The 25,090-nt window shown below is 37.0% G+C and carries 14 protein-coding genes; 7 read left to right on the top strand and 7 right to left on the bottom strand.

Features of this window, described 5'->3' with window-relative positions:
- Positions 1 to 60 precede the first annotated feature (60 nt).
- On the bottom strand, positions 61 to 1,530 hold the full coding sequence (gene guaB, locus ACQVD9_RS09740; protein ID WP_264745844.1) for an IMP dehydrogenase: 1,470 nt from the start codon (positions 1,528 to 1,530) through the stop codon (positions 61 to 63).
- Positions 1,531 to 1,680: 150 nt separating this feature from the next.
- Here guaB and ACQVD9_RS09735 point away from each other — a divergent pair, with 150 nt between their 5' ends.
- Genes ACQVD9_RS09735 through parC form a run of 5 tightly spaced genes read left to right on the top strand, consistent with a single transcriptional unit; the run spans position 1,681 to position 8,108 of the window.
- Complete coding sequence (locus tag ACQVD9_RS09735; RefSeq protein ID WP_264745843.1) at positions 1,681 to 2,307, top strand: YqiA/YcfP family alpha/beta fold hydrolase; 627 nt, start codon at positions 1,681 to 1,683, stop codon at positions 2,305 to 2,307.
- A gap of 24 nt (positions 2,308 to 2,331) precedes the next feature.
- The gene (gene parE, locus ACQVD9_RS09730; protein ID WP_264745842.1) at positions 2,332 to 4,227 is read left to right on the top strand and encodes a DNA topoisomerase IV subunit B; all 1,896 of its coding nucleotides are present in this window, start codon (positions 2,332 to 2,334) and stop codon (positions 4,225 to 4,227) included.
- The gene (locus tag ACQVD9_RS09725) at positions 4,227 to 5,285 is read left to right on the top strand and encodes an esterase-like activity of phytase family protein (RefSeq protein ID WP_264745841.1); all 1,059 of its coding nucleotides are present in this window, start codon (positions 4,227 to 4,229) and stop codon (positions 5,283 to 5,285) included. Before parE ends, ACQVD9_RS09725 begins: the two co-directional genes overlap by 1 nt.
- Positions 5,278 to 5,808 carry a retropepsin-like aspartic protease family protein gene (locus ACQVD9_RS09720; RefSeq protein ID WP_264745840.1) on the top strand — a complete coding sequence of 177 codons (531 nt, stop codon included), beginning with the start codon at positions 5,278 to 5,280 and terminating at the stop codon, positions 5,806 to 5,808. The genes ACQVD9_RS09725 and ACQVD9_RS09720 overlap by 8 nt, the downstream gene beginning before the upstream one ends.
- Positions 5,809 to 5,810: 2 nt before the next feature.
- Positions 5,811 to 8,108, top strand: coding sequence for a DNA topoisomerase IV subunit A (parC, locus tag ACQVD9_RS09715; protein WP_264745839.1), 2,298 nt, complete (start codon positions 5,811 to 5,813; stop codon positions 8,106 to 8,108).
- Positions 8,109 to 8,153: 45 nt separating this feature from the next.
- Here the strand turns inward: parC and ACQVD9_RS09710 are convergent, their stop codons facing one another.
- From ACQVD9_RS09710 to ACQVD9_RS09685, 6 genes are all read right to left on the bottom strand, one after another.
- Positions 8,154 to 9,017 carry an SdiA-regulated domain-containing protein gene (locus ACQVD9_RS09710; RefSeq protein WP_264745838.1) on the bottom strand — a complete coding sequence of 288 codons (864 nt, stop codon included), beginning with the start codon at positions 9,015 to 9,017 and terminating at the stop codon, positions 8,154 to 8,156.
- A 4-nt stretch (positions 9,018 to 9,021) separates the two neighbouring features.
- Positions 9,022 to 9,312 carry a PA4642 family protein gene (locus tag ACQVD9_RS09705; RefSeq protein ID WP_264745837.1) on the bottom strand — a complete coding sequence of 97 codons (291 nt, stop codon included), beginning with the start codon at positions 9,310 to 9,312 and terminating at the stop codon, positions 9,022 to 9,024.
- 110 nt (positions 9,313 to 9,422) lie between these two features.
- Positions 9,423 to 10,670 (bottom strand): lipoprotein-releasing ABC transporter permease subunit, encoded by a 1,248-nt coding sequence (locus tag ACQVD9_RS09700; RefSeq protein ID WP_264745836.1) that lies wholly within the window; start codon positions 10,668 to 10,670, stop codon positions 9,423 to 9,425.
- 3 nt (positions 10,671 to 10,673) lie between these two features.
- A complete protein-coding gene (gene lolD / locus ACQVD9_RS09695; RefSeq protein WP_264745835.1) occupies positions 10,674 to 11,366 on the bottom strand; it encodes a lipoprotein-releasing ABC transporter ATP-binding protein LolD in 693 nt (230 codons plus the stop codon).
- Complete coding sequence (locus ACQVD9_RS09690; protein ID WP_264745834.1) at positions 11,359 to 12,612, bottom strand: lipoprotein-releasing ABC transporter permease subunit; 1,254 nt, start codon at positions 12,610 to 12,612, stop codon at positions 11,359 to 11,361. The genes lolD and ACQVD9_RS09690 overlap by 8 nt, the downstream gene beginning before the upstream one ends.
- 229 nt (positions 12,613 to 12,841) lie before the next feature.
- On the bottom strand, positions 12,842 to 13,684 hold the full coding sequence (locus tag ACQVD9_RS09685; RefSeq protein ID WP_264745833.1) for an alpha/beta fold hydrolase: 843 nt from the start codon (positions 13,682 to 13,684) through the stop codon (positions 12,842 to 12,844).
- 316 nt (positions 13,685 to 14,000) lie between these two features.
- On the opposite strand from ACQVD9_RS09685, the gene ACQVD9_RS09680 reads away from it, so the two are divergent.
- Both ACQVD9_RS09680 and ACQVD9_RS09675 read left to right on the top strand, forming a co-directional pair.
- The gene (locus tag ACQVD9_RS09680; RefSeq protein WP_264745832.1) at positions 14,001 to 14,507 is read left to right on the top strand and encodes a DUF2478 domain-containing protein; all 507 of its coding nucleotides are present in this window, start codon (positions 14,001 to 14,003) and stop codon (positions 14,505 to 14,507) included.
- 518 nt (positions 14,508 to 15,025) lie between these two features.
- Positions 15,026 to 24,736 (top strand): autotransporter-associated beta strand repeat-containing protein, encoded by a 9,711-nt coding sequence (locus ACQVD9_RS09675; RefSeq protein WP_264745831.1) that lies wholly within the window; start codon positions 15,026 to 15,028, stop codon positions 24,734 to 24,736.
- The last annotated feature ends 354 nt before the right edge of the window (positions 24,737 to 25,090 follow it).

The raw sequence follows: 25,090 nt of genomic DNA, 5'->3' as shown, positions 1-25,090 counted from the left end.
TATCCATCAAGGCAGAACATAAAAGGAAAATCCCCTTATTTTAGGTAAGGGGAGAGATTTTTAACCAACACGGTAGTTAGGTGCTTCTTTAGTAATTTGCACATCATGTACATGTGATTCAGCCATACCTGCGCCAGTAATACGTACAAACTCTGGACGAGTACGCATGGTTGGAATATCGCCACTACCAGTATAGCCCATTGCTGCACGTAAACCACCAATCATTTGGTGAACGATTGCGCCTACAGCACCTTTAAAAGGTACACGGCCTTCAATACCTTCAGGCACCAGTTTTTCAGTGCCTGCAGATGTGTCTTGGAAGTAACGATCACTTGAGCCATGAGCTTGTGCCATAGCACCTAATGAACCCATGCCACGATAGGATTTGTAAGAACGTCCTTGGTAAAGTTCAATTTCACCGGGGGCTTCTTCAGTACCTGCTAACATAGAACCCATCATAACAGAGTAAGCTCCTGCTGCAATAGCTTTAGCTAGGTCACCAGAAAAACGGATACCACCATCTGCAATTAAGGGAATATCTCTATCTCTTAAAGCAGCGGCTACATTAGCAATAGCAGAAATTTGTGGCACACCAACACCCGCTACAACACGTGTAGTACAGATTGAGCCAGGACCAATACCTACTTTAACACCATCTGCACCTGCATCAGCTAAAGCAATGGCTGCTTCACCTGTGGCAATGTTGCCACCAATGACTTGTAGATTTGGATAGGTTTGTTTAGCCCAACGAACGCGATCAAGTACACCTTTAGAGTGGCCATGAGCAGTATCTATAATAATAACATCAACACCTGCTTCAACTAAGGCAGCAATACGGTCTGGAGTTTCTGCGCTTGTGCCTACTGCGGCACCTACACGTAAACGATCTTGATCATCCTTGGTGGCTAATGGATAAGTTTTTGCTTTTTCAATATCTTTTACCGTCATCATGCCTTTCAATTGGAAGTCATCATTAACGATAAGTACTTTTTCAATACGGTGTTTGTGAAGGAGTTGTCTTACTTCTTCTTTATTAGCGCCTTCTTTAACTGTCACTAATTTATCTTTAGGGGTCATCACATCATGAATTTTGGTATTCATGTTGCTTTCAAAACGAATATCACGTGAAGTAACGATACCTACTAAGTTACCATTAGCAAGTACAGGTACACCCGAAATATTATATTGTTTAGTGATTTTTAATAGGTCACCAATAGTTTTATCTGCTTCTATAGTGATAGGGTGCTGTACAACGCCTGCTTCAAAACGCTTTACTTTGCGAACTTCTGAGGCTTGTTGTTCAATAGTCATATTTTTATGGATAATACCAATGCCACCTTCTTGCGCCATGGCAATAGCAAGTCGAGCTTCGGTAACAGTATCCATAGCAGCTGAAATAAGTGGAATATTGAGTTCGATCCCACGGGATAGCTTAGTTCTAAGGCTAACTGTATTAGGCAGAACTTCAGAATATCCAGGGATTAATAAGACATCATCAAAGGTAAGTGCTTCTTGATTTATGCGTAACATGGCAACTCCCAGCAGGGAAAAAATGAAGCACGTAATTATACCGAAATAACTTTAATCAAACAATCATTAATAAAGGTTTATTGTTAAGCTTAATCACAATATACTAATAGTCTTTTAACTGTCATTTATTATAGAGAATGGATCAAATCAATGAAATCATTAGTATATGTACATGGTTTTAATAGCTCTGCTAAGGGATTTAAGTGTCAACAAGTTAAAGATTTAATGTTAGAAAGAGGTCAAATTAGCCACTTTAGAGCACCTAATTTACCTGTAAGTCCACTAGAAGCTATTGATCAACTTAAAGAAGTAATACTTAGTTTAGAAAAACCTACTCTAATAGGTAGCTCTTTGGGTGGTTATTATGCAACTTATTTAGCTGAACGGTATCAATTAAAAGCTGTATTGATTAATCCAGCCGTTTTACCTCATCGGTTTTTGGGTAAAACATTTAATGAGCAGGAAAGCTTGCAAGATAGTCAGCTCTGGGCTACTGATGAAATAGGGAAAATATTAAAAGACGCCTATGATAGTGAGCAGGCTTTTGTAGAGAGTTATATTAAAGAGCTTGCTACATTAGAAACACCCATGCCAACAGATAAAGAACGTTTTAAAGTATGGTTAAAAACAGGTGATGAGGTAATAGATTATCGTTTTGCCAAAGAATGGTATAAAAACTGTGATTTAACTATTGACGAGGGTGGTGATCATAGTTTTGCAGACTTTGCTGAACGTGTACCTGAGATTTTAGATTGGGCAGAAATACCCAATAAATAATTGGTTTTAGATTAAAGAGAGTATATGGCGAACACAACTTATACAGCTGAGGCAATTGAGGTTTTATCAGGTTTAGACCCTGTTCGTAAACGCCCTGGTATGTATACAGATACAACCAGACCTAATCATTTAGCCCAAGAAGTTATTGATAATAGCGTTGATGAAGCATTAGCTGGCTTTGCAAAAAATGTGCGAGTTATTTTGCATACTGATCAATCATTAGAGGTAACGGATGATGGTCGAGGTATGCCTGTAGATATTCACCCTGAGCAAGGTATTTCAGGGGTAGAGTTAATTCTCACTAAGCTCCATGCAGGTGGTAAATTTTCTAATAAAAACTATCAATTTTCAGGTGGTTTACATGGTGTGGGTATTTCTGTTGTTAATGCCTTATCTCATCGAGTAGAAGTACATGTAAAGCGTGACGGTAATGAATACCGTATGGCTTTTGAAAATGGCTATAAGGCATCTGAATTAGAAGTCATTGGTACAACAGGTAAACGCAATACAGGAACTAGCGTGCGTTTTTGGCCAAATGCCAGCTATTTTGATACAGCTAAATTCTCATTATCACGTCTCAAACACCTTTTAAAAGCTAAAGCAGTTCTTTGCCCAGGCTTGACGATTTCTTTTGACGATTTAAATACCGAAGAACATATTGAGTGGCATTATGAGAATGGTTTAAAGTCTTATTTAGCTGAAGCTATGCAAGGTTTTGAATGTTTACCAGTAACTTCCTTTATGGGGAATCTAGAGGGAACTAAAGAAGCGGTTGAGTGGGCAGTGCTTTGGTTACCTGAAGGTGGTGAGTTATTACAAGAAAGCTATGTTAACTTGATTCCAACACCGCTAGGTGGCACCCATGTTAATGGTTTACGCCAAGGTTTATTAGATGCGATGCGAGAGTTCTGTGAGTTTCGTAATCTATTACCTAAAAATATGAAGTTAGCTGCTGAAGATATTTGGGAACGTATCAGTTTTGTACTTTCTATGAAAATGCAAGACCCTCAGTTTTCAGGGCAAACTAAAGAACGTTTATCTTCCCGTGAAGCAGCTGGTTTTGTAGGGGGGACTGTTAAAGATGCCTTTAGTTTATGGCTAAACTCTAATCCAGAGATTGGTCAACAACTAGCTGAATTTGCTATTAGTAATGCAGGTAAGCGCTTACGTGCAGGTAAAAAGGTTGAGCGTAAAAAGGTTACACAAGGGCCTGCGTTACCCGGTAAATTATCAGATTGTGCCACCCAAGATACTAGCCGTTCAGAGCTATTTTTAGTAGAAGGTGATTCTGCAGGCGGTTCTGCTAAGCAAGCAAGAGATAAAGACTTCCAAGCTATTATGCCATTACGTGGTAAAATCCTTAATACTTGGGAAGTAGATGGTAGTCTGGTATTAGGTTCACAAGAAGTACATGATATTGCAGTAGCTATGGGGATTGATCCAGATTCAGATGATTTAAGCCAGTTACGTTATAACAAAATTTGTATCTTAGCTGATGCAGATTCTGATGGACTACATATCGCTACTTTGCTTTGTGCCTTATTTGTTCGACATTTTAGGCCATTAGTAGAAGCAGGGCATGTTTATGTTGCCATGCCACCTTTATATCGGATTGATATTGGGAAAGAAGTATTCTATGCCTTAGATGAAGGTGAGCGAGACGGTATTTTAGATCGTATAGCTGCTGATAAGAAAAGGGGTAAAGTACAGGTTACGCGCTTTAAAGGGTTAGGCGAAATGAATCCTTCTCAATTACGTGTAACTACTATGGATCCTAATACTCGTCGTTTAGTACAATTAACCTTAGATCATTTTGAAGAAACGCGAGAAATGATGGATATGCTATTGGCTAAAAAACGCGCATCTGATCGTAAGCAATGGTTAGAAGAAAAAGGAAACCTCGCTGAGGTATTAGCTTAATGCTAAATAGAAGTTTAGCATTGTTATTAATAGTATTATCGATTTCAGTTTATGCTGAAGTTGATAATACTATAATTGCACCACCTAAATGGCCAGAGCTTAAATTACAAACCGAATATGCAGTTGATAATATGCCAGATGGTAATTTATCAGGTATTGCTGTGTGTGGTGATGAGTTATTAGCTATTTCGGATCGTAGTGATACGCAGCTCTATAAATTGGTTAAACAACAAGATAATAGCAAGTTGAATAAAGTTTCTATTTTAAGGGCAGAAGCAGAAACTTTCGATCCTCCTTCTGTCCCTACTAATGCTTTGCCTGTTTGGGGTGGTTTAGCTAATTTAGGGATTGGTATGGTGCGTGGAGGTGCTTACGATTATGAAGGTGTTACTTGTGATACACAGGGTAATCGTTATATTGTAAGTGAAGCCTATCTAGCCGTATTAAAAGTACCTAAGCAGGGTGAACCAAAATGGTTACCTTTACCTGATTATTTATGGCAACAAGCTAAACAACAGGGGTTATTACAAAAGATCAATCAAATGCTAGAGGGGATAGCTATATCGCCTGATGGTCAAAGATTGTGGTTAGCGGCAGAGCGTAATAAGCGCGGTATATTAGCTGTGCAATATGACGCTGAGCAAGGTTGGCAATGTCCAAATCAACAATGTGTATTATTAGTAGAGGGTGATAGGGAGGCTTTCCCTAAGCAGTTTCGTCGAAAAAATCGTGTTGATGCCAGAGACTTTTCTGACTTAGTTTTTTATAAGGAAAAATTATTTACTTTAGAGCGTGGTGCTTTTCGAGTTTGCCGTCGTAACTTGAAGGCGGAAGTAGAGCAATGTTGGTCATTTGCTGAGGAAGGATTACAACCACAACGTCAATATAGAGCATATGGTATGCCTGAAGCATTATGGGTTGATGATATAGGTGCATGGATTGGACTTGATAATGATAATGCGAATAAACGGATAGATGGAGAAGATCGCCCTATTGTTTGGCGTTTTGAAGTACCAAACAAAGGATGGTTAGCAACAGAGGGAATGCTAAATGACTGATCAAAATCAGCAACCAGCAGGCAAAGGCGCTGGCAAAACAATGATGATAATTGCTTGGTTAGTAGGTATGTTATTAGCAGTAAAGTTCTTTGCTAGCTGGGAAGAGGGAAAAATGAATCCCAATAAAAATCCTCAATCAACCTATGCTAGTAATTATATAGAGGTGGTTTTAGACAGTGGCCGTGGTGGCCATTATATGGCTACTGGTCATATTAATGGTCGAACAGTTACATTTATGTTAGATACAGGAGCAACACAAGTAGCTGTGTCTGAATCATTAGCTAATAGATTAAATTTGAAAAAACAAATGCCGGTTGATTTATCAACTGCTAATGGTATGGTTCGTGGTTGGGCAACAGTATTGGACACTGTGACTTTAGGTGGTATTGAAATACAAAATGTGCGTGCAACTATTGCCCCAAATATGGATGATGAAGTGCTATTAGGTATGAGTTTTTTAAGGCAATTAGAGTTTACCCAACGTAATAACCAATTGATATTACGTCAGTATAAGAGTAATTAGTAATGAGTGAAATAATAGATATGAGTTTAGATGGTGTTGAGCGCCAATCGTTAAAAACATTTACTGAGCAAGCTTATCTAAACTATTCCATGTACGTTATTATGGATAGAGCTTTACCTCATATTGGTGATGGCTTAAAACCAGTACAAAGACGTATTGTTTACGCCATGAGTGAGTTGGGCTTATCAGCTGATTCAAAACATAAAAAATCGGCTCGTACGGTAGGTGATGTATTAGGTAAATATCATCCTCATGGTGATAGTGCCTGTTATGAGGCGATGGTATTAATGGCGCAACCATTTTCTTATCGCTATCCTCTAGTCGATGGGCAAGGTAACTGGGGTGCTCCAGATGATCCTAAGTCTTTCGCAGCGATGCGTTATACCGAAGCAAGATTGTCACGTTACTCAGAAATACTATTAAGCGAGTTAGGACAGGGTACTGTTGACTGGCAAGCAAACTTTGATGGCACAATGGATGAGCCAGTTACACTACCTGCTAGATTACCTAATTTATTATTAAATGGTACAACAGGCATTGCAGTAGGTATGGCTACTGATATTCCACCCCATAATTTAAGGGAGGTGGCTAATGCTTGTGTTCATTTAATTGATAATCCACAAGCAACATTAACTGATTTATGCCAGTATATTCAAGGCCCTGACTTCCCAACAGAAGCAGAAATTATCACACCTCAAGCAGATATTCAGAATATATATGAAACAGGGCGTGGTTCTGTAAAAATGCGCGCTGTTTATAATGTAGAAGATGGCGATGTAATCATTACTGCATTACCACATCAAGTTTCTGGTGCTAAAGTATTAGAGCAGATAGCAGGGCAGATGCAGGCGAAGAAATTACCAATGGTGGCTGATTTACGCGATGAGTCTGATCATGAGAATCCAACTCGGATTGTGATTGTGCCACGCTCTAATCGCATAGATACTGAAGAGTTAATGCAGCATTTGTTTGCTACTACAGAGTTGGAGTCTAGCTATAGGGTCAATATGAATATGATTGGCCTTAATGGTAAACCACAGGTTAAAAGCTTGCTGTTAATGTTAACTGAGTGGTTAAAATATCGTATTAATACGGTACGTCGCCGTTTACAATTCCGTTTAGATAAAGTAGAGCGTCGTTTACACTTATTAGAAGGTTTATTAATTGCTTTCCTAAATTTAGATAGGGTAATAGAGATTATTCGTACTGAAGAGCAACCTAAACCTGTCTTAATGGAAACCTTTAATTTAACTGAATTACAAGCTGACTATATTCTTGATACTCGATTACGCCAATTAGCACGTCTTGAAGAAATGAAAATTCGTGGTGAGCAAGATGAGTTACAAAAAGAGCGTGAGCAACTACTTAGTTTATTAAATAATGAAAACAAATTACGCTCATTAGTTCGTCAAGAAATTATTCAAGATGCTGATACTTATGGCGATGAGCGTCGCTCTCCAATAGTACAACGTACTGAAGCAAAAGCACTTTCTGAAAATGAACTATTACCTACTGAACCTATTACCGTGGTACTTTCTGATAAAGGTTGGGTGCGTTGTGGTAAGGGACATGATTTAGAACCTGCAACTTTATCTTATAAGGCAGGGGATGGTTACTTATCAAGTGCCATTGGTCGCTCTAATCAAGCAGCGGTTTTTATTGATAGCACAGGGCGTAGTTATAGCATTGCTAGTCATACGCTACCTTCAGCGAGAGGACAAGGTGAGCCATTAACAGGCCGCTTAAATCCACCTGCAGGGGCTAATTTTGAATGTGTATTATTACCTGAGGACAATGCTTTATATATTATTGCCTCTGATGCGGGTTATGGCTTTGTCGTTAAAGGTGAAGACTTACAGACTAAGAATAAAGCAGGTAAAGCCTTATTAACCTTACCACAAAACGCTAAAGTAATTACTCCACAGCCAATTAAGAATGTGGAACAAGATATGATTGCTGCAGTAACCAATGAAGGCCGTTTATTAGTTTTCCCTTTAGCTGATTTGCCACAGTTAGGTAAGGGTAAAGGGAATAAGATTATTAATATTAGTAGCAGTCGCGCAGCGAATCGTGAGGAATATATGGTGAGTATTGCTGTATTACCTCAAGAAGCTAGTCTTATTTTACAATCAGGTAAACGTACAATCTCTTTAAAATCTGCTGATCTTGAGCATTATCGTGGTGAGCGTGGTAGACGTGGTAATAAATTACCTAGAGGCTTCCAACGAGTTGATGGAATGACGGTGGAAGAGGTTAAAGAGAGCAAAGAAACTACTAAAGAAATAGTTGATACAGAATAATCTTAATAAACCTTAAAACTGTCAATTAGTTGATGGTTTTAGGGTTTACTTCTTACTAAATTTATAAAATAAATTAGGTTCACTTACTATATATAAATTATCTTTATCATCCATGGTAATACCTTCTGGTTGGCGAATATTACTTAATAAGCCATGTTGATTTCTTATTAATGGCATACAACCTACTATTTGATTATCTGCAGCTACTTCTAAAATAAGTTTTGATTCATCAGATAATACTAACAAGTGTTGGTATGGTTGGTAAAAGTGTAAACCTGAAATATCATCAAGCAATAATGACCAGTTTCTATTAAGCTCGGTTACTGTTATATTTTGATTTTCAATAAAACCTGTTACTTTATAGATGGTAATAGGATCAGATTCATTAGAAGCATAAATCGTTTTTGATTCGCTATTATAAGCTAATCCTTCAAGCCCTTTATTAAACTTTTGCACTTCACCCACTTTCATTTGTGGTAATGAATGACCATCAATTAGAGTCGTTTGTTTATCAATAGTGGCTTTTAATAATTTATGATGGCGTTCATCAGCAATAATAAATTGATTATTACCAATATACTCAATGGCTTCAGGGTCACGAATCCCTTTTGTTGTAATAATTCTTAGTAACTCACCAGTAGTAGATAGTTCAACAATAGTGGGTGGCTTATTTAAGGTAGCAAAGAGGGTCTGAGTATCTTGGTTCCAAGTAAGGGCAGAGAGGTTACTAGCAATACCTTTCACTGGTTTTTTATTAATAACAATATGATAATCAGCGAGTTGTAGCGTATTAGGTAGATTTAAAGTTTGTTGTTGGATTTGTAGACAAGTTTGCTGTTGTTGAGTTTGGCAACCCACTATCAAGATACTTAATGATAATAGAGATAATTGGATTGCCCTTAATAACATGTTTTTAGCTAGTTCTAGCTTCTTCAAAAGCATTAATGTAAGGTTTGGCTAAACGTTGATCAGCTATTAAATCAGCAAAGTTTTTGCCTTCATCATTCTGGCAATCTAACGATAGGCCTTGTTGCTTAAAGAAACTTAAAAAACGTTCGAAGTCTTCTATACGCAGACTATGATAAGCACGCATTAGTTTATGTAATGGAGCAGAAGCATCAGCAGTAGGTTCTGCGCTTAGAAATACTTTAACTTGCTCATCTGTCATGGGTTCGCCAATGATTTGTTTTTTATCTTTACGCATTGGATATTGCCTTTCAAAATATATTAAATGATTATGTTACTGGTTTTAAATAATTTTAGCCTAATTGTTTAGTCATATCCTTATGACTTTAATTAATAACCATCCAGTATTTATTCGTATCTTAACGCTTCAGCTGGTTGAGTTTTAGAGGCTCGATAAGCTGGATATAAAGTGGCTAAGAAACTTAATACAAGTGCAGCAATGCATACAGTAATAATATCACTCATTTGCATATCTACGGGTAAGAAGTTGATAGCAAATACATCACTAGAAAATACTTCACTGCCTGTTAATTTTTCATACCAACCAGCTACTGTATTAATATATTGAGTAAGTAGAATACCTAATACAGTACCTGAAATAATACCAATTAAACCAATAACCGTACCCTGTATCATAAAGATACTCATAATCTGTTTGGGTGTTGCTCCTAGCGTTCTTAGAATAGCAATATCTAAGCGTTTATCAGATACAACCATAATGAGTGTAGCAATAATATTAAAAGCCGCTACCGCGACAATTATCATCAATAATAGACCAATCATGGTTTTTTCCATTTTCATGGCACTAAATAGGCTACCCTGAGTTTTAGTCCAGTCTTCACCTTGATAATTAGCTCCTAGTTCTTGAGCTAGTTTTTTTACAACAGTAGGTGCTTTATAAAGGTCTTTCAGTTTTAAACGTATACCTTCTACTTGATTAGGCTGCCATTGTTTAATTTTTGCAGCATCACTGTAATGGATGAAGGCAAGGCTATTATCAATATCAGCATTAACGCGGAAAGTACCTACAACAACTGCTTTTTGCATACGCGGCGTAATACCACTAACTGTATTACTGGCAACAGGTACAATTAAAAGTAGGGGAGTACCCACTCTTAAATTTAGATTGCCTGCAATAGCTTCCCCGACAATAATGCCAAATTCGTCTGGTTTAAGATCGCGATAACTACCAAAGGTAATATGTTTACTTAGAATAGAAACCTTATCTTCCTGTTCAGGATCAATACCACTCACCATTACAGGGCTCATTTTACCTCGATAGGAAAGCATGCCTTGTAATTGTGTTATTGGAGCAACGCCTTCTACATTAGGATTGTTGATAACTTGTTGGGCTATAGTTTGCCAATTATCAATAGGTTGTCCTTGATGGGTAATAATACCGTGTGACACCATGCCTAAGATACGACCACTCATTTCTTTTTGAAAGCCATTCATTACGGATAGTACAGTAATCATAGCAATCACACCTAACGCTAGGCCGATCATAGAGGTTAATGAAATAAAAGAGATAAATTGGTTACGGCGTTTAGCTCTAATATAACGTAAGCCAACAAATAGTGTAAAAGGTCTAAACATAGCTTATCCTTTTACTTCTTCTATTAGTTTTCCTTCTGTCAAACGTAATGTTCTATCCATTTGACTGGCTAACTCTAATGAGTGAGTAACGACTAAGAATGTAGTACTTAATGATTTACTAAGCTCCAACATTAATGCTTGGATACTTTGTGCTGTATGTTGATCTAAGTTACCTGTCGGCTCATCAAGTAATACCAGTTGTGGTTTATTGACTAACGCTCTAGCGATAGCAACCCTTTGTCTTTCACCACCTGATAATTCAGAAGGTTTATGCTTCAAGCGATGTTCTAAACCAACGCGTTTTAATAGTTCTGTTGCTCTTTGTTCAGCCTCATTAATATCAGTTTTACCAATTAATAATGGCATAGCTACATTTTCTAATGCTGAAAATTCAGGTAATAAGTGATGAAATTGATAGACAAAACCTAGTGCTTTATTACGTAATAAACCACGTGCTTTTTCATTTAAAGCTGAGAGTTCTTGACCTGCTAACCATACACTACCTGAAGTGGGGGTATCTAAACCTCCTAATAGGTTGAGTAAAGTACTTTTGCCAGCACCGGATTGGCCAATAATAGCCACTCTTTCACCTGCTTGTAAGTGAAGTTCAACACCTGATAATACTTGCACAGCATTAGGACCTTGTTTATAGGTCATGCCTAAATTTTTACAACTTAATACTAAAGAATCACTCATAGCGTAATGCCTCTGCAGGTTGAATACGTGCTGCGCGCCAAGCTGGGTAAAGAGTAGCTAAGAAGCTTAATAACAAGGCAGCACCGCAGATAATCACAACATCTTTTATCATGATTTGTGAGGGGATATAGTCAATAAAGTAAATTTCCGAATTAAGAAATTGATGACCTGTTATAGTTTGTATCCAAGCTAATATATCGCTGATTTTTAAAGCGGCTAAGACACCTAAAATAGCACCAATAAACGTACCAATAACACCAATGATAGTACCTTGTACCATAAAGATACTCATAATCTCTGTTGGTGTTGCACCTAGCGTTCTGAGAATAGCAATATCTGATTTTTTATCAGTAACGACCATCACTAAGGTGGAAATAATATTAAAAGCAGCCACAGCTACAATTAACAACAACAACATGCCAATCATATTCTTTTCTAAACGAATAGCCTGATATAAACCGCCATAGCTACTTTTCCATGTGGTTGCATAAAAGCTACGAGGGTTAGGTAGGTTTTTTAATACATCCATAGCTACTTCATTAGCTTGGAATAAGTCTTTTAATTGTAAGCGTAAAGAAAGTGTTTGGTTAACAGGCAAACGAACTAAACGATTAGCATCTTGAATATGAACCATGGCAAAGTGATTGTCTAATTCACCTGTTCCTGCATGAAAAATGCCTTTAACAGTAAAGCGTTTCATACGAGGAAATATACCAGCAGGCGTAACAGATGCCTCTGGCATAATATAAGTAATTTTATCACCTATTTTTGCATTTAATTTTTTGGCAATACCTGAACCAATAATAATCCCAAATTCACTAGGTACTAAATCATCTAATTTACCTTCTGTGAAATATTGACTAATAATGGATACATTATTTTCTGCTTGTGGATCTATACCATTTGCCAATATAGATTCAATCTGACCATTAAAACTTAACATACCCTGCATTTTTAAAAAGGGAGCCACACCAATTACTTCAGGGTTTTGTTTAATGTTTTTAGCAAGCACTTGCCAATCATCTATAGGTTGGTAGGTTTCAATGGTAGTTTGAGGAATCATACCTAGTACACGTTCACGCATTTCACGATCAAAGCCATTCATAACAGATAATACTAAGATCATTACCATTACCCCTAAAATAAGTCCTAGCATAGAGGTAAAAGAAATAAATGACACAAAATGGCTACGGCGTTTAGCGCGCGTATAACGTAATCCAACAAAAATGGGAAAAGGTTTAAACATAACGGTTAGTTAATACCAATTTTTAATATCTTATAAAACCGTTAATACTACCTGTATTCATATAAAAATCACACTATTATTTGTAAGTAGAATTATCTTTTTATTATAAATAGAGAGAAGGAGAGCGTAAGGAATAGCGGGACAGTTAAAAAATGCTTTCCCTTAAAAATAGAAAAATCACTAATTTTTAAGGGAAAGAGATCCTAATTTGCTACGATCAAATTAGTTATTAACCTTTAATGAAAGCTAATAAATCCTCGTTTATTTGATCTTTATGTGTACTACATAGACCATGAGAAGCGCCTTTGTATACTTTTACAGTTGCATTTGGTAAAAGTTTAGCTGCTGCCTCACTTGAAGATTTTGGTGGTACGATTTGATCATCATCACCGTAAATAACTAATGTTGGAATAGTCATTTTTTTCAAATCTTCACGTTGATCGGTTTCAGAAAAAGCTTTTACACAATCATATAAAGCTTTAATTGAACCCATCATACCTTGTAGCCAAAAGCTCTTTTTCAAGCCTTCAGCAGATTTTGAAGGCTTATGATTAAAACCATAGAAAGTATCAGCTAATTCATAGAAGAATGTAGAACGGTCTTGTTGTACACCTTTGCGAATATTGTCAAATACGTCTTTGGGTAAACCATTAGGATTAAAGTCTGTTTTAATCATAATAGGAGGAACTGCACCAATTAATGAGGCCTTAGCAACACGTTTTGTACCATGACGTGCAATATAACGTGCTACTTCACCGCCACCAGTTGAATGACCTACATGGATAGCATCTTTTAAATCTAATGCTTCTGTTAATTCAGCTAGATCATCAGCATATTGATCCATATTGTGACCTTCCCAGGGTTGAGAAGAGCGGCCATGACCACGACGATCATGAGCGATAACACGATAGCCGTGAGAAGCTAAGAATAACATTTGATCTTCAAAAGCATCACTTGATAAAGGCCAACCATGACTGAATACAATCGGTTGTCCTGATCCCCAATCTTTATAATAGATAACTGTGCCATCTTTAACGGTAATAGTGCTACCACATAATTTGTTAGAACTCATGATTAACTCCAAACTTTTTTGAAATGTGGAATTAATTTATTTCATTGAGTTTATTAACTCTATTATGCTTTAGACTAAAATATTCTTGTATTTGTAACAAAGTCTTTAACTTAGAAAATTAGGTTATTTTAAAATTTTTTCAACTTATTGTTTTTTATGGCATCGTTTTTCTATAGATAATGCGTCCTTTGTATAGTTTAGTTTGTATTTTCTATTGTTAGATAAATGTTACTCTATATTTAAAGATATACTATTAGGAGAATATTTTTACTATAAAGAAATCATAACCATTTAAAATATTAAAGAGTAAAGCACCATGAAAAATGAAAATATTAATGTAGCAACTATTATTCATACTGGTGCTGGAGAATATGATTGGTTAATAAGGGAATTTGTTAATGAGTTGAAAACAGCAGGCTGGAACGTGCAAGGGCTTTTAACCAAACATAGTAGAAACCCAATGGTTATTTATAATTTAAATGATAACCAAGAGTTTACTATTTCTCAACAATTAGGTAAGGAATCACTGTCCTGTTCTTTAGATTTAGGTGAGTTAGCTGCTGCAGCTTTTGTACTACGTAAGGCATTAGCAGATAAAGCTGATTTAGTGATTATTAATAGATTTGGTACAGCAGAGGCAGAAGGTAAAGGTTTTATCGCAGAAATGCTTGCTTTAATGAGTAATGATATTCCAATACTAACATTAACAAATAAAAAATATTTAACTCAATGGAAGGAGTTTACAGGTGGGTTAGCTGTTGAGTTAAAACCCAATAAGCAAGCACTCCATCATTGGTTTAAAATATTAAAAAATAATTCATAATTTAATAATTTTTTTGGCTATCATCTACTACAGCTAGCAAACAAAGTTTATTTATCATTAATAGTTATAAACATTATGCTAACTTGAAATTTGTGTATAAATTTTGAGAGTAGATAAATTGATAGTTTTTCAAATGTAATACCTGAACAAAAACATAACAACTTGTAGAATATAGATATTTAAGCCATAAGTATAATGTTAATCACTTAGAAAACGAAACTAAAATAATTACATTAACTAGGAATAACAAGGGACGAGTCTAATATTTTTTGTTGGAACTAGAAAGGCGAGAATTTATATACTCCTATTAAACTTAATTAAGGTGCTAGCTTAACTAGCATTGATAGTAGTAGTTTATTTAGTACTGTAGTAAATGGTGTAGTTTTTAGAGTTATTCATGTAGTTATAAATTTTCATTGTTTCATGTATGAAGCAAAGTAAGGTTATTTATAAATCATGGCTACAAAGAAAGATATTCATATCTCTCTTTAAATTAATGCCATTTATGGAGTGTACTAATGAACAGAATCTTTCACGTGGTATGGAATCATACCCATAGCACTGATGTGGCTGAATCTGAAACTAAAAAATGGCATATGAAAAGTTGGGGGCGTACTGCATCATTAGCTATGGCCTCAACCTTAATTATCACAGGCGCATTTGCAGATGATGTTGAGTGGTCAACGGCTTATCCGTCTTATTTATTTCCTGGCTCAATAAATTATGATCAGATTACTGAAACAGGTATAGCCTTTACCATTGATGGAGATACAAGCAAAGCTAATCATTATGCAGCGGGAACTACTTTAAATATTACTGGACCTATTCCTGTTATTACCCCCGGCTCTAATGGAACTACCACTTCTATATTAGTACGTGACGCGCTGTCTGACAGTGCAGGGACTAATGCCGACCCTGGAAGAATAACCACTATTTATGCTACTGATTCAAATGGTAATACTACACCTATAACTTCTGCTAATATTGATCAGTTTAGCTATTCTACTAATCCCTCTATACCACAACAAAATCAAGAATTAAATGTGGTTGTGCCGGGGCTTGAAGGGGGTTACTCAGTAGTTAAAGTTTACGATTCATCTACTTTTTCATCACCAGGTACTTCGCTAGTCGGTGATTTGTCATTAAGTGTATATGATCCAAATTCTTTTCGCATTTATAACAACTTTGGTATTGCAAAAGTAACCTCTGTTGGAGGTACCGCTAATATCAATATTGGTGCTGATACAGAGAGCTCAACCCCTATTGCTGCAGCGGCAAACACGATTGATCTATTAGCAAAAAACTCTACTTTGGCAAGAGCAGAAGGTACTGGCTCAGCCAAAAGTAATGTTAATTGGATTTCAGATAATTATATTAACTTTGCTCCTGCTGTAGTATTACCAACAGAAGAAAAATCTCAACAAGCAGTAAGTTCTCACTACAGTGATAGTATTACGTTACCAAACTATATAAAGGTAGGGAATTTTGTTATACGTAATCCTTTACAGCCTACTATTACCTTTACTATCAATTCCGCACAAGATATCTCTAAAGTTAATGACTTTCTATTAGGTCAAGGAGATTATAGTGGTAGAACAGGCCAAGTTCAGTTGTGGTTAACAGGTAAAGTTACTTTGCCTGATTATAATTCTGCAGTGATAGATTCAACAGCAATTGCACAAGGCGTTTATGACAGTATTATTCAGGGGTTGTTAGCAACAGAAGAGCAAAATCGTGTAAATTTAACTTATTATGTTTGGGATGATAAAGGGGTACATATCAATAATGCTACATTGGCTACAGGGGATTTGAATGTTATTTATGCCACAGGTGCAAATGCTACTGGTACGGTAACCAGTCAAGGTAGTTTAGCTGTTAATGGTGCTTCAGCTGTTATGAGGGGAGATAGTGGCGCAACACTAACTAATGATGGCAATATAAATATTTGGCGTTCTAGTAGCTCTAGCCCAATGGCTATTGGTATGCAGGTTACTGATTCAACGGCTACTAATAATGGGGTAATCAATGCAGGACTCTTCCTTGAAAAAGATGGTTCTAACCAAAATGTTAATAATCAAGGTAGTATAGGTATTCTTGCCACAGGATCAAGTACAGTAAATAATAATGGTTATATTAACGTTGCTCTAACCGATGGCAATACAACTAATACCATCGGTATACAAGCGCAAGGTTCAACAGTTGCAAGTAATAGTGGCACTATTGCCGTGGTAGGTAATAGTAATAATGCTAATGGTAGTGCAACAGGGTATGGTGTCTCTGTTTTTGATGATGCTACTTTTACTAACCAAACCAGTGGTCAAATTTATGTAGGTAGTAAACCTATTACTAGCTCATCTGGCTACAATCCTGATGTGATGGTAGGTGGTACCAAACAGTCTGCAGGTATTTTTGCAACAGGCACTGGACAAGTTGTTAATAATGGTACCATTACATTAGGTGAGAATACACGTAATGCTGTAGGTATGTTAGTTGATGGTGCTACTGGTCAGGTTACTAATAATGGTACTATTAATGTACTTGGTAAATTAGTTAATGGTACAGCAGCTCCTAACTATGGTTTATCTGTAATTGATACAAACAATGTAACTAATAATGGCACTATTAATGTATCTGGTGATAATAATATTGCTATCAATGTACAGGCTCAAAATGCCGCAGCTACGGTAGAATCTACTAACACAGGTAAAATTGTCGTAGGTGCAGCAGGCGATGCAGGCGGTAGTGATAATAATCCTTATACTTATCGTAACTATGGGGTATTTGCTGAAGGGCTTGGTGGTAATTTAGCAACAGCTAATGTTAACTCCACGATTGAGTTACAATCAGCTGGTGCTATTGGTGTACATGCACGGGGTGATGCTACTATTAATGTGGGGCCTGATTCTACACTTACATTTAATAATATCAATCAAATAGGTTATTACGCCTATGGACAGAATTCACAAATTAATCTTTCTAATGCTACCTTAAATGATAATGGTCAGTTAGGTTCCATATTATTCTTAGTTGATCATGGTGCGACATTTGATGGTGACTCTGGTACTTCAGCAGGTGCTTATGATTTAACAGTTACAGGTACTGGGTCTATAGGTGTATTTGCAAATGGTTTTGATAATGGTGTAGATGGTTCTGGCGGAACCGCTGATGATGTTTTAACGACACTTAATACAGGTGATGCAACCATTACAGTGGCTGGTGATAAAGCGGTTGGTGTAAAAGTTACTGGCGGTGCTCAAGGTACTATTAATAATGGTGGTATTATTCTTGCTCATGATAATACCACAGGGGTGGTAGTTGATGGGCGTACTTATACCATAGATGGAAAAATTGGTACGGCAGATAACGCATTAGATACTAAAGTAGTTTCTAATGCTGAAACGATAACCACAGACTCACAAAGTGGTATTGTAGGTTATGATGTTTCTTATAAAGGGCAAGTTACACTTAATGGTAATGGCACTAATGGCATTAATTTAAGTGGTACAGATAATATTGGTTTATACCTACATAATGGTGGTATTGGTATTAATAATGCGCCTTTAAATGTATCAGGAACTGATAATATTGGTGTGTATATTAAAGACCAAGGTACTTTAACTAATACTGGTGATATTACTGTAAGTGGTGCAACGGGTAGTGGTAATGTTGGGGTAAAAGTTCAAGGTGCAGGCGCAATAGTTACTCAATTAGGTAATGTAACCGCTAATGGTGGTTTGGCCGCAGTACAGTTAATTGATAATGGTGCTAGTTTAACCATTGAAGGTACCAATAATCATATTGTTGCTTCTGGTGGTGCTGATGGTATTCGTATGGATGCGGGTGCTTCATCATTAACAGCTAGTAATACAGTGATTGATATTACTGATTCAGGCGCAGGTATTAACAATAATGCTGATACTTCCAATGTTGATCTTAATAATGTCACTATTAATGCGGATGATGGCCCTGCTATTCGTACTGCTGTAACATTTGCCGCGGAAGGTACGGGTAATGTTCTTAATGTTTCAGGTAGTGGTTCAGGTTTTGCCTTTATGCAAGCGGATGGTAGTGATACTACAGGTAATTTGACGATTGGTACAGGCTATACCATTAATGTAACAGGTAATGATGGTGTTGGTATTTTAGCTAAAACAGATGGTAATGTTGTATCTGGTGCTAATATTACAATGAGTTCAGGCAGTGGTGCTGCGATTGTTGCACAAAATGCTAATACAGTGACTAACAGTGGTAATATTCAGACAAGTAGTGATGTGCACAGTACTATCCTTGCTGATAATGCTTCTAACTTTACTAATAGTGGTACTATTAATTCAAGTAGTACGCTCAATCCAGAAGCTTTAATTAAAATTAATGGTTCAGCCGCTAATCGAACAATTCTTAATACAGGTACTATTACAGCTAATAGTCAAAATTCAACTGTTATTGATGCAACAGGTACTGCTAATAATACCGTTACTAATCAAGGTATATTACAAGCAGCAACAGATACAGCATCTGCCATTCTTACAGGTTCAGGTAATGACATTATTACCTTAGCAGGTACACTTACTCGTGGTGTAATTGATGCGGGTAGTGGTACAGATACTTTTATTTGGAATAATGGTGTTTTTGAGGGGCAAGTTGATTTCACTGGTGCAGACGGTAATGATACTGCTCAGATTGGTGATGTGGATATGGCTAAAACTCGCCATATTCTCACTGAAGGAGGAAGTAATAGTACTCTAACCTTAACCAATACGCATCTTTGGAATGGTAACACATCAGGTTCTGCGTTGATTGGTTCACTTGCCAACGATGATCTCTCTGTTGCAACTAATATTGGTACAGGCTGGAGTCAACTTAATGTTACGGGTAGTTCAGCAGATGTACGAGTAGTAAATAACCTTGAGTTATCAGGTGTACAAAAAATTAGTGTGGCAGATGGAGCTACCTTACGTACAGGTGATAATACAGTCAATGCTGATTTGGCTACTATTAATAACTATGATGTTGAAACAAGTGGTGCTTCTAGTAAAGTTATTTTTGATGGAGCTTCTGCAGATCAGACTTATTCAGGTATTATCAGTGGTAGCGGTGGGGTAGAGCGGGCTACAGGCGGTACAACAACATTATTAGCCGATAATACTTGGACGGGTGATACGCTTATTGATGCAGGTGGTACATTGCAACTGGGTAATGGTGGCAGTACAGGTGGTCTTTCTGAAGTTACTAATATTATTGATAATGGTCTTTTTGTTGTTAACCGTAATAACACTGTGCAGTTAAATGGTGCTATTACGGGCACAGGTGCTTTCCATCAAATTGGTACAGGTTTAACTCGTCTTAATGGTAATAATGCTTATCAAGGCGAGACACTAGTTAATCAAGGCACTTTAATTATCAATGGTGATCAGTCGGCAGCAACAGGCGCTACTACTGTAGCGAGTGGTGCAACTTTAGGTGGTAATGGAACCATTGGTGGTGATGTTACTTTTGCAGGAAATACTACGTTAACTCCAGGTGATGGTGGTGTTGGTACACTAACCATTAATGGCAATTTAGCACTTGCAGACACAACTAATGTTAAGTTTGAGTTAGGTCAGGCTTATACTCCTGGCGGCCCTCTAAATGACTTAGTTGATGTAAAAGGGGATTTAGTATTAGATGGTGAGCTTAATGTAACTGAATCTGCTGGCGGTGCATTCCTTCCAGGAGTTTATCGTTTATTTAATTATGGTGGTGCATTAACTGATAATGGTTTAGAAATTAGCTCTCTTCCACCTGGAAATTCAAGTATATACACAATACAAACAATACTAGCAAATCAAGTTAACTTGGTGTTAGGGTTTCCTGAAGACGGTCATAAGTTACAATATTGGGATGGTCCTGATGTTGCTGGACATCATGGCGCAACAGGTATTGAGGGTGATGGTGTTATTGATGGTGGTGATGGTATTTGGCAGTCTAATGCAGTAGGTGATACAAATAACTGGACTACATCCAATGGTGTAGGAAATGCTCCTTGGGCTCAAGGGGATTTTGCAGTATTTGGCGGTGAAAAAGGAACTGTAACGATTAGCGATGTCAATGGTCCAGTCATTAGCTCTGGTATGCAGTTTCTGACAGATGGATATGTTATAAATGGAGAAACTAATGCGACATATCCTGATGGTACAGTGCCTTTAGTAATTGATGCAACCACTGATGTAATTCCTTCCGTTAATTATGCAGCAGAAGGTGAAACAGTAGCTGATGCTTATTATGCAATCCGTGTAGGTGCAGGTGGAGCGGGGGCGGATGTTACAGCAACTATTAATGCAGATTTAGTAGAAAATACAAATTTTACAGATTCACTAAAACTATTAAAGTATGATCCCGGTCGTTTAGTCTTACGTGGTAATAATACTTATAGTGGTGGTACAGAAATTTATGGCGGTACTTTAAACGTTGCTAGTGATAATAACTTAGGTTTAGGTGGTACTTCTATACTGATTAATAATAATTCCACATTACAAATAGGTGCTGATTTTGATACAGATCGTGCTATTTTCCTAAGCGAGACTGGCGGTGGGAAATTTGACTTGTATGGCAATACATTTACACCATCGGGTTTGATTGGTGGTGAGGGTCAATTAACTGTAATGGACTCTACAACTGATGGTGCTGATAGTACCTTAGAGTTAAATCGACAAAATACCTATCAAGGAAGTACCACAGTAACGGGTAAAGATGGTAATGGTAATGTGGTTGTTAACGCTAATACCACAGGTGTATTTGGCCTTGCTAGCAGTGATATAACTATTAATCATCAAGGAACTATTAACTTTAATAATGATGCAGCAGCGGAGAGTCATAATTTTAGTCTTGATGATGGTCTTTTAAACTTTAACAATACAGCATCAGCTGCTGATAGTGTTACTGATGCAAAAAATGGTTCTATTATCAATTTCGCTGATACGGCTAATGGTGGCAATGGTCTTTTTACTTTAGCTACTAACACCACAATGAACTTTAAAGATCAAACCAATGCAGGTAATGCACAAATTGATAATACTGGTTTAGTAACATTTGCTGATGATGCACAAGCTGAAAATGGTGTTATTACCAATAATGCAGGTGGTATTGTTAATATAGCGGGTGCTAATAATACCACTACCATTGGTTCTCTGTCTGGTGCAGGTAATGTAGAACTAGGTGCTACAACCTTACGAGAAGGAACACTTAATCGAGATGATACTATTAGCGGTATTATCAGTGGTAATGGTGGTAGTTTAGAAAAAGTAGGTACTGGTACCCTTACGTTAACAGGTGATAATACTTGGACTGGCACTACTTCTGTAGAACAAGGTGTATTATTAGTTAATGGTAATCAGCAAACCGCTACAGGAGATATCTCTGTTGCAGCCAATAGCTCATTAGGTGGTAATGGCACTATGGGCGGTAAAGTCACTGTAGCTGATGATGGCCACATAGCAGCAGGTGCCGATTTAAACAGTGTAGGTACCTTTACTGTCGGTGGTTTAGAACTTAGTCAAAATTCTCAAGTTGATTTCCAGTTTGGTCAACCCTATGCTGTTGGTGGAAGTCTTAATGACTTGATTAATGTTAATGGCGATTTGGTTCTTGATGGTAAGTTGAACATTACTCAAACACCAAGTGGTAGTTTTGATGTGGGTGTATATCGTGTATTTAACTACACAGGTAATTTAACAAACAATATTATGGAATTTGGTGATGTGCCAGGTGCTGCTGATGACCTTTATATTCAAACTTCAATTGCTAATCAAGTAAACTTAATTAATAAAGCTGGTCTAGAGTTAAGATTCTGGGATGGTACTGGCGGCTCTGGCGGTGTATTAAAAAATAATAGTGTAATTGATGGTGGTGATGGCGTTTGGCAAAACAATCTAGGTAATGATAACTGGACAACGGATGAGACCAATCCAGAAGGTGCGATCAATGCATCTTTTAGTAATGGATCATTTGCCGTATTTGGTGGTGAGAAGGGTAATGTTACTGTTGATAATAGCCTAGGTAAAATTTTGATTAGTGGTATGCAATTTACTACAGATGGTTATGTAATAAATGATGGAACAATTACTGCTAATGCCACAGATACTATAATTCGGGTTGGTGATGGAACGACACAAGGTGCTGATTATACTGCAACTGTTAACTCTGTTATTGATGGTACTGGTAGTGTCGTGAAAACAGACGCAGGTACATTAATTCTTACTGGTACAAATCTATATAGTGGTGGTACACAGGTACGTGGTGGTATCTTAGAGGTTTCACGTGATGAAAACCTAGGCCAGTCTGGAACAGGTATTACTCTAAATGGTGGTACATTACGCTATGGTGATGCTTTTGATACTAGCCGTACAGTAAGTGTTGTTGATAATGGAGGAGCTATTGATACGAATGGTAAAAATGTTTCCTTATTAAGCTCCGTAGTAGGTGATGGTCAATTAATTAAAACAGGTGACGGTACTTTAACATTAACCCAAAACAGTCAATACACAGGTGGTACTACCATTGCCAAAGGTAACTTACAATTAGGTACAGGTGGCACAACGGGCAGTATTATTGGTGATGTGGTCAACTATGGTGTGTTACAAGTAAATCGTTCAAATACGTTAGAGTTGAATGGTAATATTTCAGGTACAGGTCAATTATGGCAACAAGGTACTGGTACTACCGTGCTTAGTGGTAATAATAATTATTCAGGCATTACGTTAGTAGAGAATGGTACGTTATTAGCAAAAGGTGCTAATAAATTGAGTGCAGCATCCGCACATGCAGTTAGTCAGGGTGCGTTACTAGATACAGGCGGTGATAATCAGGTAGTTGCTGGTTTAGTTAACCAAGGTACCATTAATTTGCGCGGTGGTGATATTGGATCTGCATTAACTGTTAAGGGCAATTATGTGGGATTAGGTGGTGTAATACAACTTGCTGCCCAACAATATAGTACAGGTATCGCTGATAAGTTGGTTATTGATGGTGGTACAGCATCAGGAAACACTTTACTAAAAGTGGATGCCAGTCGCTTAGGTGCGTCAACTACAGGTGATGGTATTGTGGTAGTGGAGGCACTTAATGGTGCTACAACTACAGCTCAAACTACAAAAGATGCGTTCACTTTAGGTGCTCCTACTATTCAAGCAGGTGCTTATCAATACAGCTTACATGCTGCTGATGCTTCAGGTTTAGGTGAAAATTGGTATCTACGTGCTTCTTTCCGTCCAGAAGTATCTATTTTTAACAGTATAGGTACTACCGTACGTCAAGGCGATCTTGCTGTATTAGGAAACTTACATTTACGGGTGGGTGATGAATTAACCTCTAGTGACGACACTTATGTATCAAAAGATGAAGAAAATAACAGACGTTTTTGGATTCGTTATATACATCAATCAAACCGTCAACGTCTAAGTGATTCTTTAGGTACAGAAGCTAACTCTAATATGAACGGTATGCAAGTAGGTTTTGATCTTTATAGCAATCGCAATTGGAATGCTGGTCTCTACACTACCATAATGGATACTGATACCAGTATTAGTACTAGAAGTGCAGGATCGTTAGGTGATAACTCTGCTTTATCAACCTATGTGGGTGGCTATGCAACATGGACAGATGATAATGGATTCTATGTTGATAATGTATTGCAATATGGACATCATCGTATTGATCTAAAGCCTAAACAAGGTAGTGAGAAATACCATCCAAATGCTAACAGCTATGTTGCATCTGTTGAAATAGGAAAACCATTCTATTTTGGTGATACTAGTTGGGCAGTTGAACCACAAGCGCAATTAGTTTACCAACACAGTGACTTTAAAGATGTTAACTTAAAAGGTTATGCAACCACACGTGTTAAAATTGATACTGATGATTCTGTCATGGGGCGTTTAGGTCTTCGGTTAACAAAAGATATGAATACTGATTATGGTAAAATAAAACCTTATGCTCGTGTTAACCTATGGCAGCAATTATCAAATGGTAAAGATACTGTATCGTTTGAAAATTTAGCTAGTACAGATGGTAAAACAATCATGAAAACTGAACAACGCTATAGCACTACTGAACTAGCTGTAGGTGCAACTTGGGGTATTACTAACAATGTTCAGGTTTATACTGAAATGGGTAGAAGCTTCCAAAATAGTGGTCATAAAACAAAAATTGAAAATGATTTTAATGGTTCTGTTGGGCTTAAAATTCGTTTCTAATATAGTATCTTAAGCATTAAGGGCAGATCAGAATACTTTGATCTGCCCTTAATTTTATATTTACTTAATGGTATTAAATCCACTTCAGAGAATGCCATAAACGAAGTACTTAGAAATGTAGGGTATGACACCAAAACCGAAATATGCGGGATGGCTATTGAACCAAATTTTCAAACGTTACAAAATAACGCTTTTTGTCTAAGTGTTACAATATAAGCCTTGCAATACTTGCATTATAAAGGCAACTTTTACAAAGTAAGGGCTTTTTCTACCATTGTCTAAAAATCTGACATTAAAATAAAAATAATATTGCTATAATTCAAAATTATCACAGTAAACTATAATTAGTTAAAA

This window comes from Entomomonas sp. E7T21 (assembly GCF_058693955.1).
Note: the sequence above shows the minus strand (reverse complement) of the source record. Positions and strands in the feature narration are given on the sequence as shown.